We start from the raw sequence: 18,229 nt of genomic DNA on the forward strand, positions 1-18,229 counted from the left end.
CGCGCCTGCCCTGGTTCTGTCGCTGCTAGACGAACTCGCGCAGGGCGTCGAGTTCCGCGTCCGCCGCACTGTCGTCGAGGTCCTCGACGTCGGCCTGGTCCGGCTCCGACCCGGCCCCGGACTCGGACTCGGACTCGACCGACGCCAGTTGCTGGCCGATGAACTCCGCCAGCGTCCCGACGGCCGGGTAGTCGAACAGGATCGACGTCGGCAGCGGCACCCGGAACACCGATTCGAGCGCGTTCTTCAACTCCACCGCCGCCAGCGAGTCGAGCCCCAGTTCCACGAACCTGGCGTCGGCCTCGATGTCGTCGAGGGAGTCGAAGTGCAGCACCGCGGCGACCTTCGCCCGCAGCAACGAACGGATCGCGGCGTCCCGGTCGCTGCGGGGCAGGCTCATCAACTCGTCGAGGTCGATCGTCTGCGCCGGTCCCACCTCGGTCGTCAGAACCTGCTTGAACAGCGCGTTGGCCACCGGCTGACCGGCGACGAACTTCTCCCAGTCGAACTCGCAGATGATGCTCTGCGGCGCCGTGCGGCCCATCGCCCTGACCAGGGCCCGGGTGGCCTCGGCGGGCTTGACGAACTTGACGCCACGCTCCTCGATGCTCTTGATCTGCCCGGACGTCAGGTTGGCGGCCATACCCACCTCCGCCCACGGTCCCCAGTTGACGCTCAACCCGGGCAGCCCCTGGGCGGCCCGCCAGTGCATCAGTCCGTCCATGAAGGCGTTGCCGGCGGCGTAGTTGCTCTGACCGGCCGCACCGATGATCGACGCGATCGAGGAGTACGCCGCGAAGAACCTCACGGTGGGTACGGCCGCCGCCGCCCGGTGCAGCAGCCACGTCCCGTACACCTTCGGGCTGAGCACCCGTTCGAAGCTCTCCCAGCTCTGGTTGGCGATGGGCGCGTCGGCGAGCACACCGGCGGCGTGGATGACCCCGCCGAGCGGGGCGTCCGACTCCGCGATCGCGGCCATGATCCGGTCCACGTCGGCGGCGTCGGACACGTCGCCCTGGTGCACGCGGACCCGCACGTCCGCACCGATCGCCGTGGTCAGCGCGGCCAACTCCTCGTCAGCCACGAGCCGCCGGCTGACCATCGCCACGTGCCGGGCGCCCTCCTGGGCGAGCCGACGTGCGGTGACCACGCCGAGGGCGCCCAGGCCACCGGTGATGAGGTACGTCTCATCCGGGCTGATCGTCAGCGGCCGTTCGACCGGTCGGGTGTCGCCGAGGGTGAGCACCAGCTTGCCGGTGTTGGCGCCCCGGCTGAGTACCCCGAACGCCTCCTCGACCTCGTCGAGCGAGTACGCGACGGTCGGCAGCGCGCCGACCTGCCCCGACTCCACCAGATCCACCACCGTCTGCAGGATCTGCTTGTTGAGGCGGTTGAGCTCGTCCTGCGGGAACTCGCTGAGGTCGAAGTTGTGGTAGTCGACGTCCGGACGCTCGGCCCGTACCTGCTCGGTGGACCAGATGCCGATCTTGCCGAGCTCGACGAACCGGCCGTCCTGCCCGAGGCAGCGCAGCCCGGCCGGGACGTACTCCTTGTTCAGGCTGTTGAGCACGATGTCGACGCCGCGCCCCTCGGTGATCCGCAGGATCTCGTCGGAGAACTCAAGGTTGCGCGAGTTCATGATGTGCCGCACGCCCTGCGACCGCAGCAGCGGCCACTTGCGCGGGCTGGCGGTCGCGTAGACCTCGGCACCCGCCAGCTGGGCGAGCTGCACGGCCGCCTGGCCGACCCCGCCGGCGGCGGCGTGGATGAGGATCCGGTCGCCGGACTTGATCTTCGCGAGGTTGTGCAGGGCGTAGTAGGCGGTGACGTACGCGGCGGAGAGCCCGGCGGCCTCGGCGAAACCGATCCCGGCCGGCTTGCGGACCGCCACTCCCGAGGACACGGTCATCCGCCTGCGCATGCAGCCGAGCTGGCTGAGCACGACGTCCTCACCGACCGCGAACTCCGCGTCCGGACCGGCCGCGACGACGGTGCCGGCGGCCTCGAAGCCCAGCGGCAGCGGCTTGTACTCGATCCCGTTGTCCAGCGCGTACTGCTTGAGCATGCCGAGCGCGTTGAGCACGTCCTTGAAGTTGAGACCGGCGGCCTCGATCCGGACCTCGATCTCGTCACCGGTGGGCGCGACGTCCTGGACGGGGACCGGCTTGATGTTCGCGAACTGGCCGTACTCCACGATTGACAGCTCGAAGTTGTCGTCGTCGCCGGCGTCGACGGCCTGCGGAAGCACCCGCTTCACGAACCGGCTGCCACCCCGGTAGGCCACCTGGAACTCGCCGCCGCCGGTGTCCCCGGCGAGCAGCTCGTCGACCAGCGGCTGGAAGTCCACCCCGGCGCTGACCGGGGGCAGATCGAGCAGGGTCGCCCGCAGCGTCGGGTACTCGTTGAGCAGGACGTGGCCGAAGCCCCACAGCGAGGCGGCCACCAGGCTCTCGTCCGTACGGTCGTCGGCGACGTCGCCGGGCAGCCACTGCGCGCCCTGCGTCACCAGCGTGACCCGCAGTTCCCGGCCCAGCCCGAGGCCGTCCAGCTGCCCGACCAGCGTGAGCAGGTCCCGATAGTTGCGTTCGGTCTCGGTACGCAGGCGCTCCGCACCGACCTGGTCGGGCGCGGCACGCCAGAACCAGTACACGTCGGTGACGGTGGGCTCGGCGGCGAGGGTCTCGCGCACCTGCCCGGTGTCGGTGGCGAACCGCAGCCGTACGCCCGCATCCGCCAACGACGGCGCCACGGACGCGAACTCCTCCTCGGTGCGGTGCAGGACGAGCACGTCACCGCGGCCCTCGGCACCCGCCTTCGCGGCGACCAGCGAACGCCGCAGCCAGCGGGGTTCGTGGAGCAGCGTGCGTCCACCGTCCGACGAGGTGTTCGCGACGCGCTTGAGCCGCACCTCGTGCACGACGAACACCGGACGGTCGCCTTCGAGCACCACGATGTCGGCGGTGAGTTCCGAACCGGCGACCCCGTCCTGGGCGTCGCCTGGCAGGTTCAGCTGGAGCAGGGTACGCAGGTCACCCTTGGGCTTCTTCAGCAGCTCGACGCTGCCGAATCCGACCGGAAGGTAGGTGTCGCCCAGCTCGGCGACCCCGGCCAGGGTCTGCATGGCGCAGTCCAGCACCGAGGCGGGCAGGGTCCCGACCGCGGGCGTGTCGATGCCCCGCAGATCCCCGATCGCGAACCCGTCGGCGTACTGCGCCACCGTGCGGATGCGCCGGAACTCCGGCCCGTACGGCAGCCCCAGCTCGACGAAGTCGGCGTAGATGTCGTCGGCCCGGTGTACGGCGATTGGGGTGTCGCACGCCCGCTCGGTCGACCGCAGCCGGCTGACGACGTCGGCCAGCGTGACCGCGTTCTCCGGCGGGCCACCGAGCGTGGCGGTGACGTGGCGACGCTCGATGACGCCGTTGCGGGCGGCGATGCGGCTGACGATCTCGGCCTGCCACCGCCCGTCCCCGTCCGACCGCAGTCGAGTACGCACCTCGGTGGGGGACTCCTCGGGCAGGAACAGGGGCTCAAGGATGCGGACGTCCTGGACCAGGCGTCCGGTCTCGCCGAACACCGCGTCCTGCAACGCGAGCAGAACCTCGACGTAGCCCGCGCCGGGGAAGACGACCTGACCCATGACGATGTGGTCGGCGAGGTGGGCCGGACTCGTCGGGTGCAGCTGGGTGGAGAACTCACGCTCTCCCGCCGCGCGCTGCGCGTCGGTCGAGACCTCCGTACCCAGCAGCGGGTGCCGGTCGGTCGCCGTGGCCAGCGTCCCGGCCGGGGCGAAGATGCCACCGCGGTTGGGCACGGGCAACCAGTAGCGCCGCTTGTCGAACACGTAGGTCGGCAGGGTGATCCGGCGACGGTGCCGGCCCTCGTGGTAACCGGACCAGGAGATCGCCAGGCCGGACGTGTAGCAGCGGGCCAGCGCGCCCCGGATGGTCGAGCCGTCCTGGTCCGTCGGGGTCAGGCTGGACAGCCACAGGTGCGGGGCCGGGTCGCCGCACCGCTTGCCCATGTTGGTCAGCGCGGCGGACGGGCCGACCTCGATGAACACGTGCCGGCCCCGGGTCTGGACGAAGCGCATGCCGGCGGCGAAGTTCACCGGCTCGCCGATGTGGCGTACCCAGTAGTCCGGGTTGCCGACGTCGGCCAGGCTCGCGACCTTACCGGTCAGGTTGGAGACGAAACTCAGCTCGGGCTCGCTGAACGTGATGTCCTTGATCGCCTCGCGGAACGCGTCGAACACCTCGACCATCAGCGGCGAGTGGAAGGCGTGCGACACCGGTAGCTGCTTCGCCATGATCCCCTGGGCCAGCAGTTCCTCGGTGATCTTCGCCAGTGACTCGGTGCCGCCGGAGACGACGCACTGCTGCGGTGCGTTGATCGCGCCGAAGCTGACGTCGGCGTACCCTGCCAGCAGCGGAGCCACCTGCTCCGCGGCGGCCCGGACCGCCACCATGCCGCCCGGCGTGGTGACCGACTGCATCAGCCGGGCCCGCGCGGCGACCAGGGTGACCGCGTCCGGCAGGCTGAACAGCCCGGCGATGGTGGCCGCGACGATCTCGCCGACACTGTGCCCGAGCAGCACGGTCGGCTTCACACCCCACGAGATCCACAGCTGGGCGATGGCGTACTCGAGCGCGAACAGGGCCGGCTGGGTGTAGACGGTCTGGTCGATCTCCTGCGGGTCGCCGGACGCCTCACCGAAGGCGAGTTCCTTGATCGACCGACCGAGCGCCGGCGTGAAGAGGCGGTCGCACTCGTCCAGGTGGGCTCGGAAGACCGGGTACTGGGCATAGAGCGCGCGCCCCATGCCCGCGTACTGGGAGCCCTGACCGGTGAACAGGAACGCGACGTTCCCGCCACGGAAGTCGCCTTCCGCGCCGGAATCCGACTCGGGTCGGGCGAGGTAGTTGTCCAGCAGCGCCTCGATGTCGGCCCGCGACGACACCGTGCCGGCCAGCCGCGCGTTCCAGTGGGTCCGACCGACGTTGCTGGTGTAGCAGAGGTCGGCCACGTCGATGTCGGCCTGCTCGTCCAGGAAGCGACGGTACCGCTCGGCCTGCGCCCGCAGGGACGACTGGCCCCGCGCGGAGAGCGTGAAGAGCAGCTCCTCGTCGGGCGCGACGGCGGACGTCGGGGAGGCCGGCGGCGGGGGCGCCTGCTCAAGGACGACCGACGCGATGGTGCCCGCGAACCCGAACGAGTTGACCAGTGCCCGCCTCGGGGCGCCCTCCCAGGTGACCTGCTTCGTCGGCACGGTCACCCGGTAGCGGTCCCAGGGGATGTGGCGCGACGGGGTCTCCAGGTTGATGTGCGGGTAGATGACCCCCTCCTGAAGCTGGAGGACGGTCTTCACCACGCCACCGACGCCCGCGGCGGCCTCCATGTGCCCGATGTTGGTCTTGACCGAGCCCACCACCACCGGCCGGTCCGCGTGCGACTCGGAGAGCACGGCGTCGATGGCACCCATCTCGATCGGGTCGCCGAGCGACGTCCCCGTGCCGTGCGCCTCGACGTACTGCACGTCACCGGGGTCGAGCATCGCGCTGGCCAGCGCCTCGCGCATGAGGATGGCCTGGGCGGTGCCGTTGGGTACGGTGAGGCCGCCGCTCTCGCCGTCCTGCCGGACCGACGAACCGCGTACCAGCGCGAGCACGGTGTCACCGTCGCGCCTGGCGTCGGAGAGTCGCTTGAGGACCATCACCGCGCAGCCCTCGCTGCGGCTGTAGCCGTCCGCGCTGTCGTCGAACGTCTTGCAGCGGCCGTCGGCGGCGAGCATGTTGGCCTGGGAGAACACGACGTGGTTACGCGGGTGGTGGACGGCGTTCACCCCGCCGAACAGGGCGATGTCACACTCGCCCCGCCGTAGTCCCTGGGCGGCCAGGTGCAGGGCCACCAGCGAGGAGGAGCACGCGGTGTCGATGCTCATGCACGGGCCGCGCCAGCCGAGGAAGTACGACAACCGTCCCGACATCGCGCTGTGTGCCGTACCGGCGGCGATGTGGGAGGTCAACTCGGTCGGGTCCAGCCGGTCCACCTCGATGGTGTAGTCCATCGAGCTGATGCCCATGTAGACGCCGCCGTTGCTGTCACGCAGGGTCGCCGGATCGATGTTCGCCGCTTCCAGCGCCTTCCACGCGCATTCGAGCACCAACCGGTGCTGCGGGTCGACGTAGGCCGCTTCCTTTGGCGAGATGTTGAAGAACTTGGGGTCGAACTGGTCAATTCCGCTGATGAATCCGCCCCCGGCGGTAAGGACCTTGCCCTTCTCCGCCGCATCGTCGCTGTACAGGCCCTGAACGTCCCAGCGATCGTCGGGAATCGGACCCGTGCCCGATCGCCCGGCCCGCAGGAACTCGGCGAACTCCTCCGGGGTCTCGTTGTTGCCGGGAAGCCGCAGACCCATGCCCACGATGGCGATCGGCTCGTACTTCTCCATCAAGAGCTTTCGGACCAGGTCGTCATTCCGGATCTGCGAAGCCGTCTCCGTCATGGTCATCCCCCATGGATCAGTCAATCCCGCGGTCAAGAAGAATAAAGGTCTTTGAGCATGTCATTGAGTAGGTCTTTCGGTGAAGTGTGGCCGTCACTGTACGAAGCCGGCACTTTCACCACATCTCTCTCGACCGGGGCCGTCGCACTGCCAGAAGACGACGAGGTCTGCGGAAACAGATCCGCCAGCACCTCGGTGCGCAGGTAGGTGAGCAGATGGGCCGCTGTCGGATTGTTGAACAAACTCGCCGCGTTGATCGGGCGACCGAGCCCGGCCACCAGTCGTTGCTGAATCTCGGTCGCGCCGAGCGAGCTGAGCCCCAACGCGAAGTAGCTCTCGTCGAGCGGGAAGACGTCCGCGTCGCCCATCAGGAGCCAGACCTTGAACTCCGCCACGACGAGGGTCTCGAGCGCGCTGGCGCGCTCGGACAGTGGGGTGTCAGCCAGCTGCTGGTACCAGGGCGGATTGACAGTCAAGATCGGTCCCCCTACGGACGTCGGGATTGAGGTCGCCGGCACTGGCAGCGAGCGTCTCCACGCAGGATCACCACGGAAGTGACCCGTTCCGACGCATGAATGTACTCACAATTTAGAGCCCATGTCAGTTCAGCTACTTCCCTACCAAAACACCCGTCGATGCCACACCGGGCGGGAACCGGGAACCCTTCCGCAACCCGATGAACAGGGGATTCAATGGCCGGGGCAAGGTGCCGCCCGGGCGGCCGAGGAGGCATACCCGTGCGAGTGATAAACATCACATCGACGCCGGATGTGTCGGGTTGTTTCATGGCTCCGGTTGATTCGCCCGACCCACGTACGGGAAAGCGACCCCGCTCGACGGGAAACTGTCGCCATCCCGACTCACACATGACCATGGCCAGCATCTGGGACACCCGGCGGACGGACCCCGGCAGCACCCTGGGGGGAGCATTAGCCGATCGACATTCGACCGCACGGCGGCGAGCAGACAGACTGTCGGTAAACCGCACCTGTCACGCCGGCGGCGATTTTCTGCTTGACACCTGTTCCAGCCGTCGGATGCGTCCGACCCACGTATCACAAACAACGTCGGCGCACCCTGCGGGGACGCTCATCGGGAGAGCAAACCGGGCACCCCTGCACCTACACTGTGCCGTGGCTCCGCTACCGAACGAGATTGGATTTCCATGACAGCGCAGAAACAGTCGGACTCGCCGTCCGGGTCGCCCGCCACCGCGACGGCGGTCCGGCCACCGACGACACGGCAGTGGCTGACGCTGGCCGTGCTCACGATCGCGCAGCTCACCGCCTGGCTCGACAACACGATCCTGAACGTGGCGCTCAAGACGCTGGCCGATCCGGTGGCGGGGCTCGGCGCGACCACCAGCCAGCTACAGTGGTCGATCAGCTCGTACACGCTGGTCTTCGCCGGGCTGCTGTTCACCGGCGGAGTGCTCGGCGACCGGTTCGGTCACCGACGGCTGTTCCTGTTCGGCATGGCCTTGTTCGGCGTGTCATCCGCCTGGGCGGCGTACTCCGCCGACACCACCCAGCTCATCGTGGCCAGGGGCGTGATGGGCATCGGCAGTGCCCTGATCATGCCGGCGACCCTGGCGCTGGTCGCGAGGGTCTTCATCGGAGGACACCGGGCGGTGGCCATCGGCGTGTTCTCCGCCGCCAGCGGGCTCGCGGTGGCGGCCGGTCCGCTGGTCGGCGGGGCACTGCTGGAGCAGTTCTGGTGGGGATCGATCTTCCTGATCAACGTACCCTTCGCCGTCGCCGCGATCGTGGGCGCGCTCTGGCTGGTACCCAAGGCCGAGAGCAGCAGGCAGCAGCGCTTCGACCCGCTCGGGGTACTGCTGTCCACCGTGGGCATCTTCATCCTGGTCTACGGGGTGATCGAGGGTGGCCACCGCAACGAGTGGACGCAGCTGCACGTGATCGGCCCGATCCTCGGTGGGCTCGTCCTGCTCACCGCGTTCGTCTTCGTCGAACTACGGGTGCCGAACCCCTGCTTCGACGTACGGCTGTTCCGCAACCGGCACTTCACCGGGGCGAGCGTGTCCGTCATGCTCACCTTCTTCGGACTGGCCGGCGCGATGTACTACTCGAACTTCTATCTCCAGGGCGCACGCGGGTACTCACCCCTGGAGAGCGGCGCGGCGATCGCCCCGGTCGCGATCGGAGTGGTGCTGGGAGCACCGCTCTCGGTCCGGCTGGTGCGACGGTTCGGCCTCCGGCCGGTCGTCGCGCTGGCCATGCTCCTCGCCGTCAGCACGTTCTTCGGCTTCGTCTTCTTCACGCTGGAGACGCCGATCATCTGGTTCTGCGTGCTGATGGTGGTCCAGGGCCTCGGCATGGGTGCGGTGATGGCCCCCACCACGGAGGCGATCATGGCCACGCTGCCCCCGGAGCGCACCGGTGCCGGCTCGGCCGCGAACAACTCGATGCGTCAGGTCGGCAGCGCCCTGGGCGTCGCCGTACTCGGTTCGGTGCTGTCGGGTGTCTACCAGGACGAGGTCGCCCCCAGCCTGGACGTCCTGCCACCGCAGGCCCAGGAGGCCGCGGGCGCCTCGGCCGAGGCCACCCGGATCGCCGCCCAGTCGTTCCACCTTCCCCAGTTGGTCGACCAGGCCAACGACGCGTTCATCACGGCGATGCACACGACAAGCATCGTGGCCGGCGCGGTGTCGTTCCTCGGCATCGTGGCGATCCTGGTCTTCCTGGGCCGGACCACCACCGGTCCGGCACGGTGAGCACGCGGGCCGGCACCACGGACACGACGCCCGGCGCGGGCCGGGCGACCTCGGTAGGAGCACCGACGTTGACGGACGACCCGACCACCCCGGACAAGCCCGGGGACAACGGCGCGGACGCCCGGGCCGCCGCGCAGGCCCGGGCCCGCGAGCTCTACGCCACCGACCTCACCTGCCAGACGCTGGGCATCGACCTTGAGCAGGTCGGCCCAGGGTACGCGCAGGTCCGGATGCGGGTCGCCCCGACAATGGTCAACGGACACGGGATGGCCCACGGAGGCTATCTGTTCCTCCTGGCCGACGCGGCGTTCGCCTTCGCCTGCAACACCCACGGCCCGGTCACCGTGGCCCAGAGCGCGCAGGTGACGTTCCTCCGACCGGCCGAGGTGGACGACGAGTTGCGGGCCGAGGCGGTGGAGCGGACCCGGTTCGGGCGTGCCGGGATCTACGACGTCACCGTTCGCCGTACCGACGGCGTGGTGATCGCCGAGTTCCGCGGACAGAGTCAGATGCTCGCCGGCAGGCCGGTCATCGGGACTCCCCCGGCTGACCGGGCACCCGGCGCAGCCGGCCCGCCGTGAGCACGGCCGCCTCGGCGGCCTCCGCAGCCAGCACCTCGACGAGCCGCCGGGCGGGAAGATCCCTGGTGAACCGGTGCCCCTGGCCGGCCCACAACGCCATCCCGTCCGGATCGCCGGCCGCGGCGGCGGCCTTCCGGATCGGCACGGTCAGATGGTGCACCTGCGGGTAGGCCGACGGGGCGGTGTTCCCGTACTCCCGGATGAAGCGGTTGGTCAGGCCACGCGCGGGTCGCCCGGAGAACGCGAGGGTCACCGACGTGCTGCTGAACCGGGGGTCCACCAGGGCGGCCTGGTGCCGGGGATGGGCGCCGCTCTCCGGGGTACGGAGGAACGCCGTGCCCAGTTGCGCGGCACCCGCCCCGGCCGCCAGTACGGCGGCGACCGCACCACCGTCCATGATGCCGCCGGCCGCGATCAGGTCGAGGTCCACCGCGTCGCGGACCTCGGCGAGCAGGGGTAACAGGCCGACGCCGTTCCCCTGCGACGGCTCGGGCGTGAACGAGGCGCGGTGCCCGCCAGCCTCGGGTCCCTGGACGACCAACACGTCGACACCGGCCCGAGAGCAGACCCTGGCCTCGTCGGCACTGGTCACCGTCCCCACCACAGCGGTGCCGACCTCGTGGAACCGGTCCACCACCGACGGGGACGGGCAGCCGAAGGTGAAGCTCACCAGCGGCACCCGCTCCTCGACCAGCAGCGCCAGCTTCTCCTCCCAGCCGTCGGTGTCACCGACCGGCGGGTCACCGAGCGTGACGCCGTACCGCTGTGCCTCGCCCGCGAGTGCCAGGCGGTAGCGGTCCAGCGCCACCGGATCGGTGGCCGACGTGGCGGGCACGAACACGTTGACGCCGAACAGCGCCCCGGTCCGGGCCCGCACCTGCACCAGGTCGGCCCGCAGGTCGGCCGGCGACCGGTAACCGGCGGCCAGAAAACCCAGGCCACCGGCCGCCGAAACCTCACCGACCAACGCGGGGGTCGAGGCGCCACCGGCCATCGGCGCCGCGACGATCGGGTGCCTGAGCCGCCCGAGCACGTCCCGGGTGGACGCGCCCACGGTCAGGCCGGCCAGGCCGGGGACCGACCGAGCAGCCGCAGCAGACGGTCCTGGTCCGAGCCCTCTTCCGGCAGCGGCGGCGCGAACGGTGAACCCGGCAGGCTGCGGGACGGACCGACGGGTACCGCCCGACGGGTGACCTCCAACGCCGCCTCGACGATGTCGTCGTCGAACTTCGGCGGCGCACCGAGCGCGGCGCCCACATCCCACCCGTGCACCACGTAGTCGAGGAAGTGGAAGCTGATCGCCATTCGGGCCGGGAAGCCGCCGACCCGCCGGATCTCCGGCAGCCAGAACTCCCGACCCATGACGTCCGGTCCGTCGAACGCGCTGATCACCCGTTCCGCCGACCGGAGGTAGTCACCGCCCGGGTCGGCCGTCGGCTGCTCCCGCCAGACCGAGTCGTCCTCGGTCTCGCCGTCGGCCGCCGCCGCGAAGCCGTTGTTCTGGGCGGTCATGTGGGCCAGCAACTGCCGCAGGTTCCACTGCGCGCACGGGGTGGGCCGATCCCACTGCTCCTCCCGCGCACTGGAGACGATCTCCACGCTCTGCCGCACCGCCCGGCGGTTCAGCTCCTGGATGTCCACCACAAACCCTCTTTCCGCTTCCCGCTGCTCCATCTGCCGTCCTACCCGTCCCGGTCAGTCCTCGAACTGGCCGTGCTCCCGCCACCAGCGCCGACCGGAGTCCGACAGGGAGGAGATCGGGTCGTAGTAGGCGTAGCGACGGTCCAACCCGTGCTCCAGGTCGCCGGATTCCGCCGTCTCGATCCCGGTCCGGTAGTTCTTCGTCCAGTACGAGACGCCGCGCTCGCGGTCGTACTCACTCACCTGGTGTACCCAACGCTTACCGACGTACGGGACGTCGCAGACGATCCGGGGCGTCGCGTACCCGGGCAGGTAGCCCATGATGTCGTGTTGCAGTTCCTGCGCCTCCCACACCGCGATCCGCCAGTGCTCCGCGTTCGGGATCATGTCACACATGTAGAAGTAGTACGGCAGGATGTTCGCCTCACCCTGCAACGCGAAGCACAGGTCGAGCAGGTCGGTCGCGGTGGCGTTGACGCCCCGCATGAGCACGCCCTGGTTGCGTACGTCCCGGACACCGGCGTCCAACGCGGCCCGGGTCGCCTCGGCGACCAGCGGGGTCACCGACTGCACGTGGTTCGCGTGCGTGTGGATGGCCAGGTTGACCGCGCGGCGTGCCGCGGTACCGGCCACCCGGGCCAGCCCCTCCCGGACGCTGGGCTGGAGCCAGTGCTGCGGCAGACCGACAAGCGCCTTGGTCGCCAACCGGATGTCGCGGATCGACTCGATCTCCAGCAGCCGCATGAGGAACGCCTCAAGCTGCGACCACGGTACGTTGGCCACGTCGCCGCCGGACACCACGACGTCACGGACGCCAGGCGTACGACGCAGGAAGTCGATCATCTGGCTCTGCCGGTCCGCCGGTTTGAGGGTGAGCCGGAGCTTCTCGATCTGCGGGGTCGAGTTGCCGACCAGGTCCATCCGGGTGCAGTGGCCGCAGTACTGGGGGCAGGTGGAGACCAGCTCGGCGAGCACCTTCGTCGGGTACCGGTGGGTCAGGCCCTCCACCACCCACATCTCCGCCTCGTGTAGCGAGTCACGCTCGGCGTACGGGTGGCTCGGGCCGTCGGGGTCCCGGTCGCTGTGCAGCGGAACCATGTACCGGCGGACCGGGTCGGCCACGAACGCCTCGCTGTAGGCACGGCGGTCGGTCCGGTCGTGCGGCGCCATCGTGTTCAGCATCTGCGGTGGCAGCAGCATCGACATGGTGGCGAAGTGCTTCTGGTCGGCGGCGAGATCGTCATAGACGTGGTCGTCGAGCAGATCGCCGACCACCGCGCTCAGTTGTCCGACGTTCTTCACACAGTGCGCGCGTTGCCACTGGGCGTCGCGCCACTGCTCGGCGGTGACGTCCCGCCAGCCAGGGAAGCGACGCCAGTCGGGTTCGACGAGTGGAGTCCGTACATACTGGTAGGGCTGCTGATTCCGCACCTCGTGCGGTACTTCGTGCACTGTGGCAGTCATCGGTCCTCTTGGCCGTACGAAGCATAGTGACGTCGCAACACGCGGGCGACGACGTCCTCGGCGGCGCCGAGATAGTTGCTGGGGTCAAGCAGGTCGTGTATTGCCCGGTCCTCGCTGAAGCTCCCGGCCAGCTCGGGCGCCGCCGCCAACAGGTCGTCGAACGACCCGCCCCCGGACGCCGCCTCCAGCGAGATCCTGGCCAGCAACTGCTTCGCGACGACCTTGCCGAGCTGCGGCGCGAGGGCCACGTTGAGTCGTTCCGAGACGATGGTCCCGCCAGTGATCGCGAGGTTGCGCGACAGGTGCTCCGGGAACACGGTCAGTCCCTCGGTGAGCTCGACCGCGTTGCCGGCCGCACCGGCGGCGAGTCGCAGCGCCTCCCGCAACGGCTGCCACTCGGACTGCCAGCCGCCGGCCGACCGCTCGTCCTCGGCGAGCAGGCTCTGCCCGAGCATGAGTGCGTACCCGGGCACCTGCCGGGCCGCCGCGACGATGACGGTGGCCAGTACGGGATTGCGCTTCTGCGGCATCGCGGACGACACCCCCCGGCCCTGCGCGGCCGGCTCCACCACCTCGGCGACCTCGGTCCGTGACATACCCAGTACGTCCACCGCCAGCTTGCCGAGCGCGCCGGTGACCACCACCAGCGCCCATCCGATGTCGGCGAGCGGGGTGCGCTGGGCGTGCCACGGCGCCTCGGGCTCACGCAGGCCCAACTCGGCGGAGAACCCGGCCAGCAGGTCGACGCCGTGTCCCGGGCCGCCGGGGGTGCCGGTGATCCCGGCCGAGCGGGCGTACTCCTCGTACGCGGCGAGCGTTCCGGCCGCCCCGCCGAGCTGTGCGGGCAGGCTGGCGCGGACCTGCCGGACCCGGTCGACCGCGTCGAGTACCAGGGTGAGCCAGCCGGCCGCTTTGAGTCCGAAGGTGATGGGCGTCGCGTGCTGGGTGAGGGTGCGACCGGCCATCGGGGTGGCCCGGTGTTCCCGGGCCAGGCTCGCCAGCGCGTCCGCCACCCGGGCCAGGTCCCCCTCGATCCGGGTCAGGACCCGGGCGGTGAGCAGCATGCTCGCCGAGTCCAGGATGTCCTGGCTGGTGCTGCCCCGGTGCACGTACTCCGCGGCGTCCGGGTCGGCCTCGGCGACGGCACGGGTGAGTTCCTGCACGAAGGGGACCACCGGGTTGGCGGCACCCCGGGCCCGGCGGGCGATGTCGGCGACGTCGAGGCGGGCCGAGGCGGCCACCCGCGCGATCACCTCGGCGGCCGGCGGCGGGATCACCCCGAGCCGGGCCTGCACCCGCGCCAGCGCGACCTCGACCTGCAGCATCGCCGCCACCCACGCCTCGTCGGACAGCAGCCCCCCAAGGCCCGCACCGGCCCACATCGGGCTGAGCAGGCCGGTGTCGGCACCCGGATCTACGCTGCGGTCGTTGCTGGTGGTCACGACGGCTCCTCTCTGGCGGACCGGTCAGGATGCGACGGGTGTCGACATCGTCGACGGCGCCTGAGGAACGGCCGGGATGGCCAGGCAGGCCCGTGCGATGGCGTCCGCGTCACCCAGGATGACCGAGTCCACGCCCGGTCGGATGCCCGCCGCGGTCGCCCAGTGCACGGTTTCAGTCGGTATGCTCAAGGCGTACCTGTTCGGGTGAATTCGGCCGGATCTGTCGATCAGCCGGCACGGTCGACGGGTGACCGCCATCGCCCCGGTCTGGTATTCCCCCCGCTCCGGGTCCGGTATCCGGTACGGGCGGCACTGTCCCCGGGCCACCAGGCTGCGCAGCAACCGGTCCTCGGTGGACCGGATGTCCACCTCCGGCAGTCGCGCCTCGATGAGCGCGGACACCTCCACCGTCGAGTCCGGGATCTGGCTGGAGCTCACCACGAGCCCCGTCCCGTGCCGGGTCGGGGTGACCGTCAACCCCGGCCCGATGACGTTGACCACGCCGGCCTCGATGAGCGCGATCAGCTCCTCGATCCGGCTCGGCGGCGGTCCGATCGACACGAACGCGTTCAGCGGCGTGTACCACGACTGCAACTCGCTGCGGTACGAGCTGCCGGTGATGCCGGCGTGGTCCACCACGAGCCGGATCTCGTTGCGCAGGTCCCGCATCACGTCCAGGGCGGCCTTCATCGGGCCCCGCACGTTACCGAGCCGTGCCTCCACGACATCCTGGCGCAGATACCCGAGCAGCCAGTCCTGGAACTCCTGGTTACTACGGAACTCCTGATCACCGTACGGTCGGGCGACGCGGTCCCAGTTCCACCAGTCCGACTCGGGCACCCCGGAGTGCCGGAGCAGCTTCTCGTCGACCGACGGTGTCGTGGTCTGCCACTGGCAGAACTCCCACAGGAAGGAGTCCGCCGCCTCCTGCCCGTCCCGGGCAGCGATCAGCGCGTGGTAGTAGACGGCCCGGACCTCCCGGTCGACCAACGGCCACACGTCGGCGACGAACTCCACCGGGTCGCCGCCCTCGTGCCGGTCCCGCAGCTCCCCTATCACCTCGACGGTGAGGAACAGCGGCATGTGCCGGCCGAAGGCGCCCTTCTGGTTTTCGCCCCGGGAGTGGTACGGGACACCACGGCGTGAGCCGACGAACATCAGCGGCTCGTTGCCGGAGGGCTGGTAGGTCAACCCGTCGTCGCCGGGCACGAACCGTCCGCCGCGCCCGACGGTGAGCAACGCCATGTAGTCGAAGAAGTTCAGCCCCATGCCGCGCAACGCGACCCGCTGCCCCGGCGTGATCACGTCCAGGTCCACCTCGGCCGGATTCGCGGTGCGCAGATAGGTCACCCGCTGGGCCTCGGTGTAGGCGACCAGTTCCTCCTCGGAACCGCTCAGCGCCATGTCGACGTGCCCGAGGGTGAGCACCACCGAATCGATCCCGGTGAGCCGTTGCCCGTCGGCGAGGGTCACCGACTGGGTACCGTCGGGCGCGTCGTCCAGGGCGACTGCGGTGTCGGCGTGCAGGTGCACCGAGACGTGGGCCGGGGCGGTGCGCACCACGTGGTCGAGCACCCACTGTAGATAGTGCCCGTAGAACGCGCGGGTCGGGTACGAGTCCGGACCCAACCGCCTGGCCTCGTCCCGTACCGCCTCCGGGTACCTGTCCACCGACTCCATCAGGGTGACCAGTCCGGCCCACTCGTGCAGGCTGGGTCCGGGCCGGATCGGGCCGTCGCACTGCACACTCCCGTCGGTGAACATGGTCACCTGGGAGGCGACCGTGTTCATCAGCAGCACCGGCGACTGGGTGGACCGCCACACCCGTCCGCCCGCACCGAGGTACGGGTCGACGACGTGCAACACCACGCGTTGTCCGGTCACGGAGGCGTTGGCAGCGACCCGCTCGGCCACCGACAACCCGCGCGGTCCCATTCCGATGACACACAGCGTGGTGATGTCGCTCTCCGTCACAGCTCTTCGTCTCCCCGAGTCTGAATTGAAGGTCTGAAGCGGTGCGAGCAAAGGGCGGTCAAACCTGGGCCACCCGGACGCGACCGACCGGCTCTGTGCCCTTGATCGGGCACAGAGCGGCGGCTTCGTCGATGTCAGTCCGAGTACTCGCTCCGACGCGCGGGATCCGTGAGCAGGGTGGACAGGCGGGTCCTGAGCTCACGCTTGAGTGACTTCCCGGTGACGCCGGTCGGGTAGTCCGCGTCGGTGCGGGCCACCAGCAGCGCCGCCAGGGGCGTCAGGTTCGCCTCGGTCAGGGCCTTGTTGGCGTGCTCCAGCAACTCGCTCAGCGGCGGGTCGCCGGCATCCTGCTGCAACCGGACCGTGGCGACCGGAACCTGACCGGCCCCATCGGCCGACGGGACACCGACCACCGCGCAGTCCCAGAACAGCTCCGCGCAGTCAGCCAGCAGGACCTCCTCGATCGGCAGGCTGTACACCGGCCCGGACGCGGTGTCCATGACGTCGACCGTACGGTCGAGGTGGTAGAAGTTGCCCTCGCTGTCGCGGTACGCCACGTCACCGGTCAACCAGTAACCGTTGAGCTCGAACGAGCGGGTCAGCACCGGGTCGTTCCAGTAGCCCGGGGTACGCGACGGGGTCTGCACGGCGAGCAGACCCACCGTGCCGTCGGGCAGCTCGCGACCCTCCTCGTCGAGGACGGCGGCTCGGTGGACCACCTCGAGCGGCTTGCCGACGCAGCGGTCGTTGCGGGCCGACTCGGGCGTCGTCACCTGCCCGAACAGCGCCATCCCCATCTCGGAGGAGCCCAGCCCGTCGATGAACTGCGACCCCGGCAGCGCGGGCTGCTCGGCCTTCTCGTCGGGCAGCAGCCACGGCTTGATCAACCCCGCCGGCCGCTCGCCCAGCGTCACCAGTCGACGGATGTGGCCGTAGTGCGCGCCGTCGCCGGTGTTGAACCAGCTGTGCACCTTCGCCGCGCCCCGGACCGGCAGGTCACCCGTGGCCAGCTCCACATAGGTGCGCGGGAACGATGCGATCATGGTCGGCTGGAACGCCTCCATCACCGGCTCGACGACCTCGCGCCGCCAGTTCCCCATCACCACCGTCGGTACACCGAGCAACGTCGTGGTCAGGAAGTAGCTGAGGCCGCCGGCGTGCGTGTGCGGCATCAGGGACATGAGCTTGTCGTACGACTCCGCCGGGAACCGCACCATGCGGGGCTGCTTGCCGTTCCAGAACTGCTTGTGGGCCAGCATGGTGGACTTCGGGGTGCCGGTGGTGCCGGAGGAGTGGATGAGCGCCACCACCTCGTCGTCCTTGTGCTGGTACGGGAACCACTCGGGCAGCTCACCGGGCTGCGGGTCGTACGCCCGGATCTCTGCCGTCGGCACGACGAAGCGTGGCTTGCGCTGGTTCGCCCGGTACGCCGCGACCAGCCGGGTCGGGTCGTCGGAGACCACGCCGACCACGCCCACGTGGTCCAGGTACCGCACGGCGCCGTTCGTCGGCATCGCGTCGTTCACCATCGCGGGGATCGCCCCGAGCGAGGTGAGCGCGAAGTAGTGGAGCAGCGGCTCAAGCCCTTCGGCGACCAGGACACCCACCGGGTCACCCGGACGGACGCCGTTCGCCCAGTACCACTTGGCGTACCGGTCCCGCAGCGCGGCGAGATCCACCAGGCTGTGACCACGCAGGACGACGGCGCCCCGGTGGTCGGTCGAGTGGCTGTACGCGTACGGCACGTTGCGGTTCGGGTTCAGCTCAAGGGCACGCTGGAGGAAGTTGCCGGCGCCGAGTGTCGGGTCGGTCATCATCTCGCGCCGAACCGACAGTGGGGCGATGGGGCTGATCGCGCTCATCGAGATCTCCTAGGCTCTCAGTGCTC

General features: G+C 69.8%; 10 protein-coding genes. 2 read left to right on the forward strand and 8 right to left on the reverse strand.

The annotated features are described in order from the left end of the window. Positions 1-25 precede the first annotated feature (25 nt). Both ACWCHM_RS24670 and ACWCHM_RS24675 read right to left on the reverse strand, forming a co-directional pair. Positions 26-6,451 (reverse strand): SDR family NAD(P)-dependent oxidoreductase, encoded by a 6,426-nt coding sequence (locus ACWCHM_RS24670; RefSeq protein ID WP_454220027.1) that lies wholly within the window; start codon positions 6,449-6,451, stop codon positions 26-28. 86 nt (positions 6,452-6,537) lie between these two features. Further along, positions 6,538-6,981, reverse strand: coding sequence for an acyl carrier protein (locus tag ACWCHM_RS24675; RefSeq protein WP_239485297.1), 444 nt, complete (start codon positions 6,979-6,981; stop codon positions 6,538-6,540). A gap of 689 nt (positions 6,982-7,670) precedes the next feature. On the opposite strand from ACWCHM_RS24675, the gene ACWCHM_RS24680 reads away from it, so the two are divergent. Next, the gene (locus tag ACWCHM_RS24680) at positions 7,671-9,239 is read left to right on the forward strand and encodes an MFS transporter (RefSeq protein WP_454220028.1); all 1,569 of its coding nucleotides are present in this window, start codon (positions 7,671-7,673) and stop codon (positions 9,237-9,239) included. Between the two features lie 68 nt (positions 9,240-9,307). Beyond that, entirely contained in the window at positions 9,308-9,820 is a 513-nt protein-coding gene (gene paaI, locus ACWCHM_RS24685) for a hydroxyphenylacetyl-CoA thioesterase PaaI (RefSeq protein ID WP_204958891.1), read from the forward strand. Here paaI and ACWCHM_RS24690 read toward each other — a convergent pair. The 6 genes from ACWCHM_RS24690 to ACWCHM_RS24715 all read right to left on the reverse strand — a co-directional run bounded on the left by ACWCHM_RS24690 (position 9,768) and on the right by ACWCHM_RS24715 (position 18,203). Beyond that, the gene (locus ACWCHM_RS24690; RefSeq protein WP_454220029.1) at positions 9,768-10,874 is read right to left on the reverse strand and encodes a nitronate monooxygenase; all 1,107 of its coding nucleotides are present in this window, start codon (positions 10,872-10,874) and stop codon (positions 9,768-9,770) included. The genes paaI and ACWCHM_RS24690 overlap by 53 nt on opposite strands. Positions 10,875-10,876: 2 nt before the next feature. Beyond that, on the reverse strand, positions 10,877-11,494 hold the full coding sequence (locus ACWCHM_RS24695; RefSeq protein ID WP_454220030.1) for a TIGR03086 family metal-binding protein: 618 nt from the start codon (positions 11,492-11,494) through the stop codon (positions 10,877-10,879). Positions 11,495-11,515: 21 nt separating this feature from the next. Continuing rightward, the gene (locus ACWCHM_RS24700; protein WP_204958889.1) at positions 11,516-12,925 is read right to left on the reverse strand and encodes a KamA family radical SAM protein; all 1,410 of its coding nucleotides are present in this window, start codon (positions 12,923-12,925) and stop codon (positions 11,516-11,518) included. Continuing rightward, positions 12,922-14,367: a 3-carboxy-cis,cis-muconate cycloisomerase gene (gene pcaB, locus ACWCHM_RS24705; RefSeq protein WP_454220032.1), complete on the reverse strand. Its 1,446-nt coding sequence runs from the start codon at positions 14,365-14,367 to the stop codon at positions 12,922-12,924. Before pcaB ends, ACWCHM_RS24700 begins: the two co-directional genes overlap by 4 nt. 24 nt (positions 14,368-14,391) lie before the next feature. Further along, entirely contained in the window at positions 14,392-16,341 is a 1,950-nt protein-coding gene (locus ACWCHM_RS24710; RefSeq protein ID WP_454220033.1) for an FAD/NAD(P)-binding protein, read from the reverse strand. Between the two features lie 134 nt (positions 16,342-16,475). Beyond that, positions 16,476-18,203 (reverse strand): class I adenylate-forming enzyme family protein, encoded by a 1,728-nt coding sequence (locus tag ACWCHM_RS24715; RefSeq protein WP_204958888.1) that lies wholly within the window; start codon positions 18,201-18,203, stop codon positions 16,476-16,478. Between the last annotated feature and the right edge of the window lie 26 nt (positions 18,204-18,229).

This window comes from Micromonospora sp. SCSIO 07396, from assembly GCF_053667945.1.

Excerpts from the sequence above, each read along its gene's own strand:
- ACWCHM_RS24715 (WP_204958888.1), bottom strand. The coding sequence starts at position 18,203 with ATGAGCGCGATCAGCCCCATCGCCCCACTGTCGGTTCGGCGCGAGATG.
- ACWCHM_RS24680 (WP_454220028.1), top strand. The coding sequence starts at position 7,671 with ATGACAGCGCAGAAACAGTCGGACTCGCCGTCCGGGTCGCCCGCCACC.
- ACWCHM_RS24670 (WP_454220027.1), bottom strand. The coding sequence starts at position 6,451 with ATGGAGAAGTACGAGCCGATCGCCATCGTGGGCATGGGTCTGCGGCTT.
- ACWCHM_RS24695 (WP_454220030.1), bottom strand. The coding sequence starts at position 11,494 with ATGGAGCAGCGGGAAGCGGAAAGAGGGTTTGTGGTGGACATCCAGGAG.
- ACWCHM_RS24700 (WP_204958889.1), bottom strand. The coding sequence starts at position 12,925 with ATGACTGCCACAGTGCACGAAGTACCGCACGAGGTGCGGAATCAGCAG.